Here is a 16,453-nt window from a genome sequence, read left to right as displayed (position 1 = left end):
CCAATTATCGATCCGCCGCGGCGCTTGGCCGATCGATGAGCCGAGGATTCAGGCAACGTTCACGAGCGCTTTCCGGGCCTCGCCGGCCTTTCGCATCACGATCGGCCGGTACGCGAACCCGCCCGCCACGAACAGCGCGGCCAGCACGAACCAGCCCGCCGTGTGCAGGCCGAGCACGCAGAAGGTGATCAGCGGCGGCGAGATCATGTCGCCGACCTGCCGCCCCGCGAAGTAGGTGCCCTGGTACTGGCCCTGCGCCGACTCCGGCGCCAGCCCGAAGACGATCGCCCAGCTGCCGGTGGACAACCAGAGCTCGCCGAGCACGTGCACGACGGCGGCGATCAGCACGAGCGCGCCGACCGTCCACGTCGGCAGCCCCGCGGTCAGCCCGAAGATCACGCACGCCACGGCGATGAGCGCGGCGCCGTGCCGGGCGATCCGGGCGCCGGCGGGCACACCGTCGATGCCGCGCGCCGCCCGCACCTGCAACAGCACGCAACCGGCCGTGTTGACCACCAGCGCCGCCGAGATCAGCCACAGCGGAGCGTGCGTGCCGGCGGCGAGCCAGAGCGGCAGCCCGATGCTGATCAGATCATTGAAGGCGCTGGTCAGCAGCCCATCGAGGGTGGCGAAGGCGAGGAACGGCCGGTCACGCAGGGCGACCAGGCGTGGCCCGTCCGGTTTCGGCTGAGCGGCGACGTCGGGCACGCGCGTGATCAGCGCGGCGGCAACCAGGAACGATCCGACATTCAGGAACAGCACCCACGCGTACGCGCCGGCGGTGTGCACGATCAGCGGAACGCTCCCGGCGAGGGTGCCCAGCCCGATGCCGGCGTTCGTCGCCGACCGCAGGAAGGCCCGCGCCCGCAGTCGCTCGTCGGCCGGGACCGCGCCCGCCGCCAGGGCGCCGTTCGCGCCCTTCGACAACGCCATGGCCACCGCGATCACGCAGCTCAGCGCCGCGAAGGCGAGCGGCGTGCGCACGGCGAGCAGGGCCGCGTAGGCCACCGCGAGGATCAGCAACGCCAGGATCTGGAGGCGCTTCGGGCCGTACCGGTCGGCGACGTAGCCGAGCGGGGTCATCGCCACGATCCCGGCCGCGGCGCCCGCGCTGAGGCCGACGGCCATCGCGGCCGGCGACAGCCCGGCGACGTGGGTCAGGTAGGTCACGCTCGTGGCCAGGTAGGCCCCGTTGCCGAACGCGTTGACGAGCGTGGCAACGGAGAGCACCCGGATCGTTCGCCGGCTCATACCGGCGATTCAACAAGACGTACGTACGGTTTGCAAGTGAGTTACAGGCGGCGCATGACCGTCACGACCTTGCCGAGGATCACGGCGTGGTTGCCGGGGATCACGTCGTACGCCGGGTTGCGGGGCACCAGGTCGATCTGGTGACCGGTGCGGCGGAAGACCTTCACGGTCGCCTCGCCCTCGATCATCGCGGCCACGATGTCGCCGTTCTCGGCGGTCGGCTGCTGGCGCACCACGACCACGTCGCCGTCGCAGATCGCGGCCTCGACCATCGAGTCGCCCTTGACCCGCAGGGCGAACAGCGTGCCCCGGCCCACCATGCTGAGCGGCATCGTCAACTCGTCCTCGACCTGCTCGTCGGCGAGGATCGGCGTGCCGGCCGCGATCGCGCCGAGCAGCGGGACGCGTACGTCATCGGAATGTGTCTCGTCCGTCTTTTCCGCGGTGTCGCGCAGGAGCGCGACGGCGCGCGAGCCCCGCGCGTCGCGCCGCAGATGGCCGCGCTCCTCGAGCACGGTGAGCTGATGGGCGACCGACGAGGGTGAGGCCAGCCCGACGGCGGCCGCGATCTCGCGCATGGTGGGCGGATAGCCGTGCCGGTCGGACCAGTCGCGGATCATGGTGAGGATCTGTCGCTGACGTTTGGTGAGCTCCGGCGATGGGGAAGCCATGCGGTGACGATACTACATTTCTCGATCATTTGTACTAATCGAATGCGGACAGGCTTTTCTTGGAGAACCCGTCTTTCCTGGAGAGCCGTCAGATGTAGCCGAGCTCGCCGGCATCCTTGAGCTGGTCGACGAGCTGCTTGACCTCTTGCGCGCGGTCCCGCGGGCAGACCAGCACCGCGTCCGGCGTGTCCACGATGACCAGATCACGCACGCCCATGGCGGCGACCAGCCGGCCCGGCGTGGGCACCACGACCAGGCCCTCGGTCTCGCGCAGCAGCACGCCGCCCTTGTCCTCGGCGGACCGGCCGACCACCACGTTGCCGGAGTGGTCGGAGGCGAGCACCTCACCGAGCGTGTGGAAGTCGCCGACGTCGTTCCAGCCGAAGTCGCCCGGCACCGTGCCGACCCGGCCGACCGTGGCCGCGCCCTCCATCACCGCGTAGTCGACCGAGATGCGCGGGAGCGTCGGCCAGACCTCGCCGAGCACCTCCTCGCGAGCCGGCGACTCCCAGGCCTGGGAGATCCGCGAGATGCCCGCCGCGAGCTGCGGCTGCTGGCGGGAGAGCTCGGCCAGGAAGACGTCGACCCGCCACACGAACATGCCGGCGTTCCACAGGTAGTTGCCGGATTTCACGTAACTTTCGGCAACGTCGTACGAGGGCTTCTCCTTGAACTCCTCGACCGCCAGCACCGGGCCGTCGCCGACAGCGGCGCCGCACTCCAGGTAGCCGTAGCCGGTCTCGGGCCGGGTCGGGGTGATGCCCAGCGTCATCAGCAGGCCCTGCTGCGCGCCCGCCGTCGCCTGCCGGATGATCTCGGTGAACTGCGTCTTGTCCGCGATCAGGTGGTCGGAGGCGAACGAGCCCATGATCGCTTCCGGGTCGCGCCGGGCGATCACGGCGGCGGCCAGGGCGATCGCCGCGCACGAGTCGCGCGGGGACGGCTCGATCAGGACGTTGTCGTCGGGGACCTGGCTGAGCTGGCGCGACACCGCGGCGGCGTGCGCCACGCCGGTGACCACGAGGACCCGCTCGGAGGGGACCAGCTTGTCGAGACGGTCGACTGTGTCCTGCAACAGCGACGCGTCGGTGCCGGTCAGCGGGTGCAGGAACTTAGGGTGGCCGGCCCGCGAGAGCGGCCAGAGACGCGTTCCGGTTCCGCCGGCCAGCACCACGCCGTACAGCGAACCCCAAGGCTCAGTCATGCGCACAGAGTGTAGTGGCTCAAGCTGCGGCGACTCGTCTCCAGGTCGTGACATGCACGTCGGCGCTGGACGCCCAGGTGAACTCCTTGGCGCGGTCGAAGCCGGCCTTGGCCAGGGTCAGCCGGCGCTGCTCGTCGTGCAGCAGATCGGCCAGATCGGACGCGATGCGGTCGGGATCCTCCGTTGTGTACGCCACCGCGTCGCCGCCCACCTCGGGCAGGGACAGTCGCGGGGTCGTCAGCACCGGCGTGGCGCAGGCCATGGCCTCGAGGATCGGCAGGCCGAAGCCCTCGCCGAAGGACGGGTAGCAGGCGACCAGCGCGCCGCCGAGGAAGCCGGGCAGGTCGGCGTAGCGCAGGTAGCCCGGGCGCAGCAGGCGCAGGTGCGACGGGACCTCGGCGACGGCGCGATCGATCTCGTCGTCGTGACCCTGGCCGCCGGCCAGCACGAGCGCCGGCGGGTGCGGCCAGTCGGCCACCGCGCGGGCCCAGCCGCGGATCAGGTTGGGCACGTTCTTCCGCGGCTCCTTGGCGCCGAGGAAGGCGACGTAGCCGGAGTCGCCGAGGCCGAGACGGGCCCGGACGCGGGCCTTCTCGTCGTCGGCCGGCGCGTGGAACGCGACCTGGTCGACGCCGTGATAGGCCACGTCGATGCGGGTCGGGTCGGCGTCGAGCAGGCGGATCAGCTCGTCGCGGGTGGCCTTGCTCGGCACGATCACCCGGGCGGCCCGGCGCAGCGACGTCTTGATCGCGCTGCGGAAGAACGTGCGCTTGGTGTTGTCGTAGTGCTCGGGCTCGGTGAAGAAGGTGGCGTCGTGGACGGTCACCGTCACCGGGCAGCCGGCCCGCAGCGGGCACGTGTAGAACGGCGAGTGCAGCACCTTGGCGCCGACCTGCTGGGCGAGCAGCGGCAGGCCGGTCTGCTCCCAGGCGAGACGGGCGGGCCGGTGGGCCACGGCGGCCGGGCCGGCGATGACCTCGGCGTCACCGAGCATGCGGCTGTAACGCTCCGCATCCGAACGCTGGGCCACGACGGCGAGATCGACCCGTTCCGGATCCATCCGGCCGAGGGCGCCGAGAAGGCCGTCGACGTATCGGCCGACGCCTCCCCGATCAGCGGGGACGCTGGTGGCGTCGACGAGCACTCGCGGGGGGCGACCGGCGGTCACGAGGCAACTCCCAAAGAGGTTGTAATTCAGACCACTCGCAAGCCTACGCCCGGAATGCATCGGAGATGTGACCGCGACACCGCCTGATTCGAACCGTTTCCCGGAACTCATCGCCCGTTCAGGAACGGTTACACACCGTGACGCGATTATCGTTGGTGCGGTGCATACGACGATCCCGCAGGCCTTCGCCGCCACAGTCGCGCGCGACCCGTCGGCCCCGCTGCTGACCTGGTACGACGACGCCTCCGGCGACCGGACCGAGCTCTCCGGCGCGACCTTGGACAACTGGGTCTCCAAGACCGCGAACTTGTTGGTCGACGGCCTCGGTCTGGGCCCCGGCGACACGGCCGCGGTCGTGCTGCCGCCGCACTGGCAGTCCGCCGCGATCGTTCTCGGCGCGTCGGCGGCCGGCCTCGCGGTCGCCCTGCCCGGCCGCCCGGCCGCGGTGGATGCCCTGTTCACGACGCCCGGCGCGGGCGACGACTGGCCGGCCGCCGACCGCTTCGCGACGGGCCTGCTCCCGCTGGCGATGCCGCTGCGCGAGGTGCCCCCGGGTTTTGTCGACTATGTGACAGAAGTGCGCAACCACGGCGACCATTTCCGGGGCGCGCCGATCGATCGGGATGCCCTGGCGCTGGCCGGCCCGGTGGAGCTGAGTCACCTGGCCGTGTTGCGCACGGCGACCGAGCGGGCGGCCGAGCTGGGCCTTACCGCCGGTGACCGGGTATTGGTCGACACGCGCGTTTATCCGGAGCCGATGGATTGGCTTTTCGCCCCGCTCGCGGTCGGCGCCTCGGTGGTGCTCTGCGCCAACCTGAATGCCGCGAAGCTGGACGCCCGCACCACCGCGGAAAAGGTCACTCTCGCGTTGACCGCTTAGCCGCCAGCTCCTCGAAAGCGGTGAGCGACTCCGGATTGGCGAGCGCGCCCTTGGCCGCGGCCGATTCCACCGGCGTGCCGGTCAGGATGCGCTTCACCGGGACCTCGAGCTTTTTCGCCGAGAGGGTTCGGGGCACCGCGCGTACCTGATAGATCTCGTCCGGAATGTGGCGCGGGGACAGGGCCGTTCGCAGTTCGCGCCGGATGTGGGCGGTCAGCTCGTCGGTGAGGTCGCCGCCGTCGGCCACCACGACGAACAGCAACAGCTCGCCATTGGGGTCGTCGGGTCGCTCCAGATGCACCACGACCGAATCGGCGATCTGCGGCAGGCTTTCCACCACCGAATAGAACTCGGCGGTGCCCAGGCGTACGCCGCCCCGGTTCAGGGTCGCGTCGGAGCGGCCGGTGATGACGCTCGTGCCGTCGGCGGCGATCGTGATCCAGTCGCCGTGGCGCCAGACGCCGGGGAAGACGTCGAAGTAGGCCTCGCGGTACCGGCGGCCGTCGGGGTCGTTCCAGAAGCCGACCGGCATGCTCGGCATCGGCGCCGTGATCACCAGCTCGCCCAGCTGGTCGATCACCGGGCGGCCGGCCGGGTCGTACGCCTCGACCTTCGCGCCCAGGCAGCGGCAGGCGATCACGCCCTCGATCACCGGGTGCAGCGGCGAGGCGCCGACGAATCCGGTGCACACGTCGGTGCCGCCGGACAGGGACTGCAGCTGCAGCCGGCTGCCGACCGCCTCGTACACCCAGTCGAAGCCCTCGGCCGGCAGTGGCGCGCCGGTCGAGCCGATCGCCTTGAGGCCCGGCTTGTCGGGCTTCAGCCCGGCCTTGCGGCAGGCCATCAGGAACGGCGCCGAGGTGCCGAAGTACGAAATTTCCGCTGAGTCGACCAAGTCCCACAGGGCGGACATGTCGGGGAAGCCGGGATTGCCGTCGAAGAACACGATGGACGCGCCCACGGCCGGCCCGCTGACCAGGAAGTTCCACATCATCCACCCGGTCGTGGTGAACCAGAAGAACCGGTCGCCGGGGCCGAGGTCGTGGTGCAGCGCCAGGATCTTGAGGTGCTCGAGGAGGATGCCGCCGTGCCCGTGCACGATCGGCTTCGGCAGGCCGGTCGTCCCCGAGCTGTAGAGCACGTACAGCGGGTGGTCGAACGGGACGGCCTCGAACTCCATAGCGTCATCGCCGGTCAGGGACTCCCAGTCACCGGCCGCGGAATCCAGGTAACCGATCGTCACGACGGACGAGATCGACGGGATGGCGCTGCGGATCGCGGCGATCTCATCCGTACGGGAGATGGCTTTGTCGCCGTAGCGGTAACCGTCGACCGCGACCAGCACCTTGGGCTCGATCTGGCTCCAGCGGTCGATCACGCTGCGGCTGCCGAACTCGGGCGCGCACGACGAGAAGACCGCGCCGAGGCTCGTGGTGGCGAGCATCAGCACGTAGGTCTCCGGGATGTTCGGCGCATAGGCCGCGACCCGGTCACCCTTGCCGACGCCGCGGGCCTTCAGCCCGGCACGCACGCGCCGCACCTGGTCACGCAGCTGCCGCGCGGTCAGCGTGATCGGCTCACGAGATTGCGAGTACGCGATGACGACCGCGTCGTCCGCACCGATCCCGGGCATGCGCAGGACATGCTCGGCGTAGTTGAGGGTGGCGCCCGGGAACCATTTCGCGCCGGGCATGGTCGCCTCGGCCAGCACGGCGGTCGGCGCACTATGGCCGATGACCTCGAAGTAGTCCCAGATCGACTGCCAGAACCCGGTGAGGTCGGTGACGGACCAGTCCCACAATTCGGCATAAGTCGCGAAATCGTGCCCTTGGCCTCGCAGCCAGCGCAGGTAGTCGCCGATCCTCGTGGTCGACAGGACGTCCGCCGGCGGCTCCCACAACACTGTGCCCGTCATGCACACACCTTAACTAAGGTTCAGCCCGGGCCTTCTGGATCGCGGCGCGGCGGGCCCGGCGGTGCTCCCGCCGGATCAGAGCCTCGCTCACGCGCCGCCGGGCGGCTATGTCTTCGGGCAACACAGGCGGGGCGTTTCGGGGGTGGCCGCCCACATCGACCGCCGCCGGTGCGCCGGGCCGCCGCCCTGGCTGTTCGTTCACGAACTGTGCCCGCGCGGACGAGCCGATCTGGCGTCTGTCCTGGTGCGGTAGGTCATGACGGCTACGTTTCGTCCCGCGGCCGACTTGCTTGCCGCGGGTAGCGTCCTGGAGAGAGAGCCACCCGGGGAGACAGCGTTGCGCCACATCAGGTCGATCTTCTACGCACTCGTCCTGGCGCCGGCAGCCTGGGTGCTGACCGGCGTGGGACTCACCGGGGACCTGACCGCTCGGGGCCGCGACGGTTTCGCCGTGGAAAATTTCACCGGGCTCCTGCTTCTGCTGCTGGCCGGCGCGGCGTACGGAATCCTCGTGCTCGGCCCGTTCTCCCCGGCCGGTCCGCTGCTCGCCGGCCTGGTCTACCTCGCGATCTCGGCATGGGCGCTGATGTCGCCGTCGGCTTACGCCGACGTCTGGCCACACGCGGTGGCCAAGGACGGATTCGATCTTTCCCGGCCCGGCTACGGCTTGGCGGCGATCCTTGCGGTTCCCTTGATCTGTACGGCGTTGAGCGCCCGGAGGTGGGCCCGGTACGAGCCGCCGGTGCTGCCCATCATCGGTCAGATCGGCCGGGTGCGGGGCGCCGCTCCCGCCGTCGGGGTGCCGCTGGCCGCGACCGAGACGGCGGTGATCGGGTCGCTCGACGCCGACCCGACCACGGTCCTGCGCCGGGTGACTTCGCTGAATGTGCTGATGGGTTTGCCCGACGAGTCGACGGTTCCGCTGGCGTCGTCGCCCTCCTCCTCCTCGCCCTCGTCGTCGTCGTCGCCGTCGTCTTCTGATGAGGAACCGACGGAAGTGGTCGCCGATGAGGAGCCGACCGAGGTGGTCGCCGACGAGGAGCCGATCGACGCTCTGGTCGAGGACGAGCCGGTGGCCCTGCTGATTCTCCGGCCCGTGGTCGAGGCCGAGGAGGAGCCCGTAGATCTCGGCGATTCCGGCGATTCTGGTGATTCCGATGAAGCCGAGGATTCCGAGGATTCCGACGAGGACGAGACCGAGGTCGTCGAGCCCGAGGATCGGACTCAGGTGGTGCGGCTTCCGCTCGGTGACGCGGCCGAGCGGACCCAGGTGGTCCGGCTCCCGGTCGGTGACGCGGCCGAGCGTACGCAAGTGGTCCGCCTGCCGGTCGGCGACGCCGCCGAGCGCACCCAGGTGGTCCGGCTCCCGGTCGAGGAGCGCAGCCAGGTCGTGCCGTTCCCGTCCCTCGACACCGGCGAGCGGACCCAGGTCCTGCAGTTCCCGGCCCGTTCACCGGGCGCCATGCCGGGCGAGCGCACCACCCGTGACCTCAGCAACCGAGCAACCGGCGACGTAGGCGGCGACGAGACCCAGGTGATCCGCCTGGCCGGCAAGACCGTCGACGACGAGCGCACCCAGGTGATCCGCCCGACGCTGGTGCCGTCCCCCGCCACCCGAAGCGAGGTGATCGAGCTACGCCCGGCCGCGCCCCGGGACGAGGCGCCGCCCGTCTCGATCGCCGACGCCGAGGCTCCCAACTTCGCCGAGGACCCAACCAGCCCGATCATCCCGCCCCACCGCCGCCGCCCGGCCGAGGAAGATTCCGGGAAGCGCTCGATGACCGTGATGAAGATGGAACGCCCCCCGGAGGCGGAAATCCCCGCCCAGCGCCGCCCCACCGACGACGAGAGCTGATCAGCCCCGGCCGGCGGACAGCGAACCGCGCAGGGCGAGCCGGGGGAGAGCTGGCCCGCGCAGGGCGAGCCGGGTGCAGGGCGAGCCGGGTGCAGGGCGAGCCGGGTGCAGGGCGAGCCGGGTGCAGGGCGAGCCGGGTGCAAGGCGAGCCGGGTGCAAGGCGAGCCGGGTGAGGCGCGTCCTGTCGGAGGGTGAGCCGGCGGGTCAGGCGAGCCGGCGTAGTGCGGGTGGGATCTGCCGGGCGGTGGCCGAGGCGAGCGGCGACGGCAGTGCGTCGGGCCGGAACCACTCCAGCGCCGCCGACTCGTCGCTGATCTGCTCGGTGGCGCCGGCCGGGCAGTGCACCAGGAAGCGCACGTCGTAGTGGGTCGATGGGCCGGCCGCGGAGCCATCGCCGGCGCCGCAGCGGACGTCGTGGACGTCCACGTCGATCGGCTCGGGGTCGATCGTCAGCGCGGCGATGCCCGACTCCTCGGTCGCCTCGCGCAGCGCCGCGGCCGCCAGCGTCGTGTCGCCCGGCTCGCAGTGGCCGCCGAGCTGCATCCACTTGCCGAGGCGCCCGTGCAGGCAGAGCAGTACGCGCCCGTCCCCGTCGACCACCAGCGCGCTCGCCGTGACGTGCCCGGCCCGGTGAGCGCGACTCATCGCCACCGGGCCGTCGCCGAGAAGCTCGAGCGCCCGCTTTCGCGCGAGGTCGCCCTCCTCGGTCGTGGCCCGCCACTCGCCGAGCACCCGCACGGCGTCGGCATGCAGCTCCGCGCTCATCGCCCGCCCCCGCTGTGCCGGACCCGCATCGCCTCGACGCTCACCCGCCGGAGACGGCCGGCGCGGCGGGCGCTCACGGGGCGGCCTGCGGGGCGGAGAGGTCGAGCCGGATGCCGTCCTCGTGGGGGAGCGCGATGCTGAGAATGCCCTCGGCCGCCAGCGCGGCCCGCAACCGGTGCGCGTCGGCGCCCAGGCGCATCAGACCCTCGGGCCCCCGCTCGAGCGACGTCACGTGCAGGGCGGCCGTGGCGTCGTTGTGCGGGAGGACCTCGGCCGGGCTCACCGTCGTCGTGCGGCCCAGGACGTCGGCGACCGCGGCGATCGCGCGCTGCACGGCCTCGGGATCGACCGGGACGCCGGGCAGGCGGGCCTCGTCGGGCAGGCGGGCGGCGTCGCGCAGGCCGGCGGCGCGGGCCTCGGCGGTGCCCAGGCTGAACATGTCGCTGGCGGCGTCGCGCAGCAGGACCGTGGCGCCGGGGTCGGGGGCGGGCGGCGCGGCGGGGGAGAGGCCGCGGACCACCGCCACCGGCACCTGGTCGCATTTGCCCTTTACCAGCTCGCCCGCGGCGGCCAGCTCGTCGATCACCGCCATCTGGGTGAGCTGGAGCTCGTTGCCGTACGGGTCGGTCTCGCCCCGATGGTCGCGGAACGCCGCGATGCCGGCCGCGCCCAGCGCCACGTCGGTCAGGCCGTTGCGCCAGGCCCGGCCCATCGTGTCGGAGACGACGATCGCCACGTCGAGACCGCGCGCGTGGAAGCCGTCGCGCAGCCGGCGCGCCGAGGCGTCGGAGTCGGCGGGGAGCAGCACGAGGTGGGTCTTGTCGACGTTGGACGCGTCGATGCCGGCCGCGGCCATCACGAAACCGTGGTGGGTCTGCACGATCGTGGTCGGTCCGCGGCGGGCGACCACCCGGCGGGTCTCGGCGACCAGGGTCGCGGCCCGGGCCGCGTCGCGCTCGGGGCCGTCGGCCGGCACCTCGACGAGGCGGCCCTCGGCCTTCGACACGATCTTGCTGGTCACCACGAGCACGTCGCCGTCGGTGAGCCAGGGCGCGGCGGTGGCGATCAGCTCGACCAGGTCGTCGCCGGCCGTGACGTCGCCGATGCCGCGCACCGGAAGGATCTCGAGGCTGTCGGGAATCATGCGACACCGGCCAGGGCCAGCGCGTCGGCGACCATCCGCGCCGTTTTCTCCTCGGACGTCATCCAGAGCGGCACGGCCCGGGTCGGCACCCCGGGCACCGAGGCGCCCTCGTCGGTGGTGTCGACCAGCCAGCCGTCGAGCAGGCCGCCGTCGCCGCGGGCGCCGTACAGCCGGCCGACCCCGGCCGCGCTCACCTCGGCGCCGACCGTGGCCAGGCACTTGTCGGCCATGCCGCGGATCGGGGAGTCGCCGATGATCGGGGAGACGCCGACGACCGGCGCCGGACCGCCCGTGACCGCCTCGCGGATCGGGTCGACCGCGAGGATCGGCGCGATGCTGACCACGGGGTTGCTCGGGGCGAGCAGCACCACGTCGGCCGCGGCGATCGCGTCGACGACCCCGGGGGCCGGCTTGGCCGCGTCGGCGCCGACGAAGACGAACCGGTGCGTGGGCACGTCACCGCGGTAGCGGACCCACCACTCCTGGAAGTGGATGGCCTTGCGCTCGCCGTCGACGTCGACCACCACGTGCGTCTCGAGGCGGTCGTCGGTGGCCGGCAGCATCGTGAGCCCGGGTTTCCAGCGCTCACACAGGGCGGCGGTGACCTGGGACAGGGGATAACCGGCGGCGAGCATCTGCGTACGCACGAGATGGGTTGCCGTGTCCTTGTCGCCCAGGCCGAACCAGGTCGGCTCCACGCCGTACGCGGTCAGCTCCTCCTTGACCACCCAGCTCTCGCCGACGCGCCCCCAGCCCCGCTCGGGGTCGTGCGCGCCGCCCAGCGTGTACATCACGCTGTCGAGATCGGGGCAGATCTGCAGGCCGTGCATGCGCACGTCATCGCCTACGTTCACCACCGCCGTCACGTCGGCGCCGATGGCACGGGCATGGGCGCGCACACCGACGAGGAACTTGGCGCCGCCGATGCCACCGGTGAGGACCACGATCCGCATGTCGTTCATCCTCCCGCACGGGTACGACAGAACCTGGGCCTGGGTAACCGGCGACACATGCGAAGGCGGTCTACGCTGGGCCGACCTCACCCACCATCCGTCAGGGAGAACCAGTGACCAGCCAACCGCAGCCCGCGCCGGGCGAGGGCAAATCGGCCGGCCAGTTCCTTCGCCCGCTACGCGATCTCGCCGCGTATGCCCTGGTCGGGGCGACCGCCGTGTTCCTGTTCTTGGCGCTCATCGACCTGATTCCGGACGGGGCCAACCAGTTCGGCTACCGCACGCAGGGCAGCTTCGGCAACTTCATCAACCTGGAGACGATCACCTTCCCGATCGCCGCCGTGCTGTTGTCGCTGATGATCCAGCCGCGGCACCCCAAGGCCAACCTGATCGTCCTGGCCGCGGTGATCGAGTACGCGGTGATGGCCGTCTTCGGCCTGCTCTTCGGCGTGCTGATCGGCCTGATCAACCAGGCGAGCAACAACGGCGCCCGCAGCGCGTTCGAGGGCCTGCTGGCCCGGGTGGCCTGGCTGGCCGTCTTCGCGGTCGCGGCCTACGGGACGTTCCTGATCTGGCGCAACATGTTCTACACGGCGAAGCCCAAGCCGCCGCCGGGCACGTACGGCCAGCCGTCGTACAACCAGCCCGGCACCTACCCCGGTCAGCCGGGCTACGGCCCGCCCCCGGGGCAGCCGGGCTTCCCGCCGCCCGCCGGTGGTGGCTACCCGCCGCAGCAGCCGCCGCCCGGTGGTGGCTACCCGGCGCAGCAGCCGCCGGCCGGCCCGCCGCCGCAGCAGCAGAACTACGGCCCGGGCGTGTACGGCCAGCCGGCCCCGCCGCCGTCGTGGAACCAGGCCCCGATGTCGATGCCGGCCGGCAACGCGCCGACCCAGCCCGTGCCGCAGGGCCCGTACCAGGCGGCGCCGACCTCGGGCGTGCCCGCCTCGGGTGTGCCCGCCTCGGGCGCCCCGGCGATGACCGACCCCACCCAGGTCGTCCCGCACACCGACCCGGCGCCGACCGACGACCGCACCCAGAAGTTCGACGATCGCACCCAGACGATCGACGACCGCCCCGGCTTCGGCCCGGCGGCCGAGGACCCGCCGCGCAGCTGACGCCCAGCTGATCGGCCGAGCGAGGCCGCCGCGCCGCCGAGGCAGCGCGGCGGCCGAGCCACGCGGTGGAAAGGCGGGCCGTGTCCTATTCCACTGCGCGCACCCGAGCACGACCGGCGCACCCGGTGACTTTCCGGCCTAGGCTGCACTGCGTGGTTGAGGTCAACGAGGAACCGGTTCCGACCGACGCGAGCATCCGCCGGGCGCTGCGACGCGCCGCCGATGGCAAGGCGATCAACGCCGAGGAGGCCGTCGCGCTGCTGGCCGCCACCGACGACCGGCTCGACGAGCTGCTCGCGATCGCCGGCGGCATCCGGGACGCGGGACTGCGCGAGGCGGGCCGGGCGGGCGTCGTCACGTACTCGAAAAAGGTCTTCATCCCGCTCACCCGGCTCTGTCGCGACCGGTGCCACTACTGCACGTTCGCGACCGTGCCGCACCGCCTCCCGGCCGCGTTCCTCGAGCGCGACGAGGTCCTCGAGATCGCCCGCCAGGGCGCCGCGCAGGGCTGCAAGGAGGCCCTCTTCACGCTCGGCGACCGCCCCGAGGAGCGCTGGCCGGCGGCCCGGCAGTGGCTCGACGAGCGCGGCTACGACTCCACCCTCGACTACGTGCGCGCCTGCGCGATCGCGGTCCTCGAGGAGACCGGCCTGCTGCCGCACCTCAACCCGGGCGTGCTGAGTTGGGCCGACCTCCAGCGCCTCAAGCCGGTGGCGCCGAGCATGGGCATGATGCTGGAGACCACGGCGACCCGTCTGTGGTCCGAGCCGGGCGGCCCGCATTTCGGCTCGCCGGACAAGGAGCCGGCCGTACGGCTGCGGGTCCTCGACGACGCCGGGCGGGTGGGCGTGCCCTTCACCACCGGCATCCTGATCGGGATCGGCGAGACCCGGGCCGAGCGCGTCGACGCGATCTTCGCGATGCGGCGGACGGCCCGCGAGTTCGGCCACGTCCAGGAAGTGATCATCCAGAACTTCCGGGCCAAGCCCGACACCGCGATGCGCGGCATGCCCGACGCCGAGCTGCGCGAGCTGGCGGCCACCGTCGCGGTCTCCCGCGTCATCATGGGCCCGCGGGCGCGCATCCAGGCCCCACCCAACCTGATCGACGCCGAGTTCGCGCTGCTCATCAGGGCCGGCATCGACGACTGGGGCGGCGTCTCGCCGGTCACCCCCGATCACGTGAACCCCGAGCGCCCGTGGCCGCAGATCGCGCTTCTGCGCGAAAAATCGGCGGAGGCGGGCTTTGAGCTCCGGGAGCGACTCACGATCTATCCGGAGTACGTCAAACGAGCCGCCGAGGGCTGGCTCGATCCCCGCCTCGCGGCCCACGTGGCGGCGCTGGCCGGCGAGGACGGCCTGGCCAACGAGGACGCGATCCCGGCCGGTAAGCCCTGGCAGGAGCCCGATGACGCGTTCGGCACCGGTCGCACCGATCTGTTCGCCAGCATCGACACCTCCGGCCGTACGTCCGATCGCCGTTCTGATTTCGACGACGTCTACGGCGACTGGACCGAGGTGGCCGCGCATGTGAAGTCGGCCTCGTCAAAGACGACACCGACGGATGTCTTGGCCGGCCTGAAGCTCGCCGCCGAGAACCCCGCTGCCCTTCTTGTCCCGAAAAATGAGGACAAGGCGATGGCGCTGTTCAACGCCGACGGCTCGGCCCTCGACGAGCTCGCCCGCATCGCCGACGACCTGCGCAAGGAGGTCAACGGCGAGGACATCACGTACGTCGTCAACCGGAACATCAACTTCACCAACGTCTGCTACGTGGGCTGCCGGTTCTGCGCCTTCGCCCAGCGCGAGCAGGACGCCGACGCCTATCGGCTGAGCGTCGACCAGGTCGCCGACCGTGCCGAGCAGGCCTGGCGGGACGGCGCCTCCGAGGTCTGCATGCAGGGCGGCATCGATCCCAAGATGCCGGTGACGGCGTACGCGGACCTGGTCCGAGCCGTGAAGCAGCGGGTTCCCGGGATGCACGTCCACGCGTACTCGCCGATGGAGATCGTCACCGGCGCCTCGAAGGCCGGCGTGCCGATCCGGGAGTGGCTGACGGAACTGCGCTCGGCGGGGCTGGACACGATTCCCGGGACCGCCGCCGAGATCCTCGACGACGACGTGCGCTGGGTGCTGACCAAGGGCAAACTGCCGGCGAGCACGTGGGTCGAGGTGGTGACCGCGGCCCATCAGGTGGGCATCCGGTCCAGCTCCACCATGATGTACGGGCATGTCGACCACCCGCGTCAGTGGCTGGGCCACTTCCGGGTGCTGGCCGGCGTGCAGGACGAGACGGGCGGCTTCACCGAGTTCGTGGCCCTGCCGTTCATCCACACCAACGCGCCGATCTACCTGGCCGGGATCGCCCGCCCGGGCCCGACCTGGCGGGAGAACCGGGTCGTCCACGCGATGGCTCGCATCCTGCTGCACGGCCGCATCGACAACATCCAGTGCTCCTGGGTCAAGCTCGGCGACGAGGGCACCCGGCTCATGCTCAACGGCGGCTGCAACGACCTCGGCGGCACGCTGATGGAGGAGACGATCTCGCGGATGGCCGGCTCCGAGCACGGCTCGGCCCGCACGGTCGCCGAGCTGAAGGAGCTGGCCGCCGCCGCGGGGCGCCCGGCGGTGGAGCGCACGACGGTTTACGGGCGTCGCTAGGGGTCGGGCCGGCTTTTCGGCGTCGCTCGGCCTGCCCGGCTCTCGGCGTGCGTCGCTGGGGCCCGCCCGGCTTTTCGGTGTCGCTGGGGTTAGGCGTCGCTGGGCCTAGGTGTCGCTGGGCTCGCTCGCGCCTCGGTGACGCGGTCGAGCCATTCGACCAGCAGGCGGCGTTCGGGGTCGCTGAGCGCGCCCAGCTGCGGTGCGAATGCCCGGAGGGCGACAGCCGCCGCGAACGGCCCGTCCGACGCCCCGGCCGGGGCGTCGGTGAGGATGCGGCCCAGGACGGCCTCCATCATCGCGTCGGCCAGGGCGGGATCCCGCCGCTCCGGCGGCGTCGCCAGCAAGATCTGGATCGTCCCGACGCCGGCGGCCTGGATGAGGTCGACCGCGCGTGGCTCGGTGACCCGGAGCCGCCCGGCCGCCGCCAGCCGATGGACGCGGGTCTCCAGCACCTGCCGGCCCAGGCGGGCGGCCGGCGAGCCGGCGACGCGCTCCGGATCGCTCAGCAGACGGAACACGGCCGGGTTGGCGAGACCGAACTCGATCTGCTTGCGCCAGCTCGAGCGCAGATCGTCGAGGGGATCGACCGCCGCCGCCGCGGCCGCCGCCACGCCCGCGACCTTGTCCGAGACGAACGTGGCCATGACGTGCTCGGCCACGGCCTCGAGCAGGCCGTCCTTGTCGCCGAACAGGCGATAGATGGTCGGCGCCTGAACGCCGGCCCGCTCGGCGACGCCCCGGGTCGTCACCGCGCCGGGCCCACTCTCGCGCAACAGCCCCGCGGCGGCGTCGACGATCGCCGCCCGGGTGCCGGCCCGGCTCTTGGTCACGTCGCTCACGTACCGACGATAACACTCACTTGCTATCACTGG

Annotated in this window: 13 protein-coding genes; 4 read left to right on the top strand and 9 right to left on the bottom strand. The window is 71.8% G+C overall.

What is annotated here, in order from left to right; all coding sequences use genetic code 11:
- Positions 1-48: 48 nt before the first annotated feature.
- The 4 genes from ACZ6TB_RS22120 to ACZ6TB_RS22105 form a co-directional block, all read right to left on the bottom strand.
- Positions 49-1,251, bottom strand: a complete 1,203-nt coding sequence (locus tag ACZ6TB_RS22120; protein ID WP_465556424.1) for an MFS transporter — start codon at positions 1,249-1,251, stop codon at positions 49-51.
- 41 nt (positions 1,252-1,292) lie between these two features.
- Positions 1,293-1,922: a transcriptional repressor LexA gene (gene lexA, locus ACZ6TB_RS22115; protein WP_465556423.1), complete on the bottom strand. Its 630-nt coding sequence runs from the start codon at positions 1,920-1,922 to the stop codon at positions 1,293-1,295.
- Between the two features lie 88 nt (positions 1,923-2,010).
- Positions 2,011-3,126 (bottom strand): mannose-1-phosphate guanylyltransferase, encoded by a 1,116-nt coding sequence (locus ACZ6TB_RS22110; protein WP_465556422.1) that lies wholly within the window; start codon positions 3,124-3,126, stop codon positions 2,011-2,013.
- A 19-nt stretch (positions 3,127-3,145) separates the two neighbouring features.
- Complete coding sequence (locus ACZ6TB_RS22105) at positions 3,146-4,294, bottom strand: glycosyltransferase family 4 protein (RefSeq protein WP_465556421.1); 1,149 nt, start codon at positions 4,292-4,294, stop codon at positions 3,146-3,148.
- A gap of 160 nt (positions 4,295-4,454) precedes the next feature.
- On the opposite strand from ACZ6TB_RS22105, the gene ACZ6TB_RS22100 reads away from it, so the two are divergent.
- Positions 4,455-5,174 (top strand): TIGR03089 family protein, encoded by a 720-nt coding sequence (locus tag ACZ6TB_RS22100; protein ID WP_465556420.1) that lies wholly within the window; start codon positions 4,455-4,457, stop codon positions 5,172-5,174.
- On the opposite strand, the gene ACZ6TB_RS22095 is transcribed toward ACZ6TB_RS22100, so the two are convergent.
- On the bottom strand, positions 5,152-7,089 hold the full coding sequence (locus tag ACZ6TB_RS22095) for an acetoacetate--CoA ligase (RefSeq protein WP_465556419.1): 1,938 nt from the start codon (positions 7,087-7,089) through the stop codon (positions 5,152-5,154). The genes ACZ6TB_RS22100 and ACZ6TB_RS22095 overlap by 23 nt on opposite strands.
- A gap of 337 nt (positions 7,090-7,426) precedes the next feature.
- Between ACZ6TB_RS22095 and ACZ6TB_RS22090 the strand changes: the two genes are divergently transcribed.
- Positions 7,427-8,944 (top strand): hypothetical protein, encoded by a 1,518-nt coding sequence (locus ACZ6TB_RS22090; protein WP_465556418.1) that lies wholly within the window; start codon positions 7,427-7,429, stop codon positions 8,942-8,944.
- Positions 8,945-9,148: 204 nt separating this feature from the next.
- On the opposite strand, the gene ACZ6TB_RS22085 is transcribed toward ACZ6TB_RS22090, so the two are convergent.
- The 3 genes from ACZ6TB_RS22085 to cofD all read right to left on the bottom strand — a co-directional run bounded on the left by ACZ6TB_RS22085 (position 9,149) and on the right by cofD (position 11,806).
- Positions 9,149-9,709 (bottom strand): NUDIX hydrolase, encoded by a 561-nt coding sequence (locus tag ACZ6TB_RS22085; protein ID WP_465556417.1) that lies wholly within the window; start codon positions 9,707-9,709, stop codon positions 9,149-9,151.
- Between the two features lie 73 nt (positions 9,710-9,782).
- Positions 9,783-10,853 carry a coenzyme F420-0:L-glutamate ligase gene (locus tag ACZ6TB_RS22080; RefSeq protein WP_465556416.1) on the bottom strand — a complete coding sequence of 357 codons (1,071 nt, stop codon included), beginning with the start codon at positions 10,851-10,853 and terminating at the stop codon, positions 9,783-9,785.
- The gene (gene cofD / locus ACZ6TB_RS22075; RefSeq protein ID WP_465556415.1) at positions 10,850-11,806 is read right to left on the bottom strand and encodes a 2-phospho-L-lactate transferase; all 957 of its coding nucleotides are present in this window, start codon (positions 11,804-11,806) and stop codon (positions 10,850-10,852) included. Before cofD ends, ACZ6TB_RS22080 begins: the two co-directional genes overlap by 4 nt.
- 113 nt (positions 11,807-11,919) lie before the next feature.
- On the opposite strand from cofD, the gene ACZ6TB_RS22070 reads away from it, so the two are divergent.
- A complete protein-coding gene (locus ACZ6TB_RS22070; RefSeq protein WP_465556414.1) occupies positions 11,920-12,921 on the top strand; it encodes a hypothetical protein in 1,002 nt (333 codons plus the stop codon).
- A 152-nt stretch (positions 12,922-13,073) separates the two neighbouring features.
- Positions 13,074-15,581, top strand: coding sequence for a bifunctional FO biosynthesis protein CofGH (locus ACZ6TB_RS22065; protein ID WP_465556413.1), 2,508 nt, complete (start codon positions 13,074-13,076; stop codon positions 15,579-15,581).
- Between the two features lie 89 nt (positions 15,582-15,670).
- On the opposite strand, the gene ACZ6TB_RS22060 is transcribed toward ACZ6TB_RS22065, so the two are convergent.
- Complete coding sequence (locus ACZ6TB_RS22060) at positions 15,671-16,420, bottom strand: TetR/AcrR family transcriptional regulator (RefSeq protein WP_465556412.1); 750 nt, start codon at positions 16,418-16,420, stop codon at positions 15,671-15,673.
- Positions 16,421-16,453: the final 33 nt, after the last annotated feature.

This window comes from Actinoplanes sp. NPDC051537, assembly GCF_055586105.1.
The sequence above is the reverse complement of the archived record's forward strand: the minus strand, read 5'-3'. Positions and strand labels throughout refer to the sequence as shown.

Coding starts and splice junctions, on each gene's coding strand:
- ACZ6TB_RS22085 (WP_465556417.1), bottom strand. CDS start 9,709: ATGAGCGCGGAGCTGCATGCCGACGCCGTGCGGGTGCTCGGCGAGTGG.
- cofD (WP_465556415.1), bottom strand. CDS start 11,806: ATGCGGATCGTGGTCCTCACCGGTGGCATCGGCGGCGCCAAGTTCCTC.
- ACZ6TB_RS22110 (WP_465556422.1), bottom strand. CDS start 3,126: ATGACTGAGCCTTGGGGTTCGCTGTACGGCGTGGTGCTGGCCGGCGGA.
- ACZ6TB_RS22120 (WP_465556424.1), bottom strand. CDS start 1,251: ATGAGCCGGCGAACGATCCGGGTGCTCTCCGTTGCCACGCTCGTCAAC.
- lexA (WP_465556423.1), bottom strand. CDS start 1,922: ATGGCTTCCCCATCGCCGGAGCTCACCAAACGTCAGCGACAGATCCTC.
- ACZ6TB_RS22080 (WP_465556416.1), bottom strand. CDS start 10,853: ATGATTCCCGACAGCCTCGAGATCCTTCCGGTGCGCGGCATCGGCGAC.
- ACZ6TB_RS22095 (WP_465556419.1), bottom strand. CDS start 7,089: ATGACGGGCACAGTGTTGTGGGAGCCGCCGGCGGACGTCCTGTCGACC.